This window comes from Staphylococcus sp. GDY8P85P, from assembly GCF_017892405.1.
In the GTDB taxonomy this organism is placed as follows: Bacteria; Bacillota; Bacilli; order Staphylococcales; family Staphylococcaceae; genus Staphylococcus; species Staphylococcus borealis.
The window spans coordinates 1-1,452 of the sequence record NZ_JAESLA010000037.1 but is presented as its reverse complement, the minus strand read 5'-3'; the positions used below and the strand labels follow the sequence as shown (position 1 = coordinate 1,452).

At 32.4% G+C, this 1,452-nt stretch carries 1 pseudogene; it reads left to right on the top strand.

Going from position 1 to position 1,452, the window contains the following annotated elements:
- Positions 1-252: 252 nt before the first annotated feature.
- A pseudogene (locus tag KA828_RS08340) lies at positions 253-1,452 on the top strand (IS110 family RNA-guided transposase).

Below are 1,452 nucleotides of genomic sequence, written 5' to 3'. Positions count from 1 at the left end.
AAACATACTAAGATTAGCTGTGAAGAAATCTATGACGATAGATTTTTTCACAGCTATTTTTTATAGTTGTAGAGAGAAGTAGACTGTGCGCTCCCTTGGATTTTAAATCCGTATTAAAAAACTAGTCAGCTTTACTCTCGCCTTTTGAAATTCGTTTGTAGTATGTTGGGCTCTTGAAGCCGTGTAGAGGAAAGTGAAATGAGAAAGGTTAAGTAAAGTTTCAGCTTCTCAAAACAATTAAGGAGGAATTTCGTGGATTATTTAGGCATTGATATTAGTAAAAGAACGAGCGTCATCGCACATTATTTTGAAGATAAATTCCAAAAGGAATTTACAATTCAGAATAATAAAAATGGTTATAATCAGTTACTTAAATACTTAAAAAAACTTGATCAACCTCAACTTATATTTGAATCTACCGGTGTGTATTCAAGAGGTATAGTTCAATTTTGTCAGGTTAACCATGTGAAGTATATTGAAATGAATCCATTAGAAGCCAAATTTAGAACTAGTTCTTTAAGATCTTGGAAAACAGATCAGGCTGACGCTCACAAATTGGCTCAATTAGCGCCGAATCTAGGACAAATGGACAACTCTACTACACATGATTCAATATTCTTTGAATTAAGAGAACGTGCTCGTTTTCATCTAGAAATTGATAATGACCAAAATCGTCTTAAGGTTGAGATTGTTGAACTATTACATCAAACATTTCCTGGTTTAGAAAAATTATTTAGTAATCGATATTCAATTATTGCACTCAATATCGCAGAAATTTTTACGCATCCAGATATGGTTATTGATTTAGATGAAGACACACTTATTACACATATATTGGATTCTACAGACAAAGGTCTATCAACGGGCAAAGCCAAAAATTATGCACATCAATTAGTAAATATTGCTTCAGAAAGTTACCCCAATGTCGATAGACATTCGTTTCTAGTTGAAAAAGGACGCTTACTTATCCAACAATTAAAATCATCTATACAGCGTCTTAAGCAATTAGATAAGGACATGATTCAATTAGCACAACAACTTGATTGTTTTGAAAGTATCCTTTCGACACCTGGTATTGGTAAGCTGAGTGCAGCTATGATAATTGGAGAAATTGGTGATATTACACGCTTTAAATCAAATAAACAACTCAATGCTTATGTAGGTATTGATATCAAACGATATCAATCAGGTGGGACACACAGTAGAGATACAATCAACAAGCGTGGTAATAAAAAAGCGAGAAAACTTTTATTTTGGGTGGTTATGAATATTCTAAGGGGACAACATCATTATGATAATCATATTGTCGATTATTATTACAAACTAAGAAAGCAGCCTAATTAGAAACCTCATAATACTGCCGTCATCGCATGTATAAATCGATTATTAAAAACAATTAAATTTATATTAACGAACCAGAAAATGTACGATTATCAAATTGCCCCAAATTAG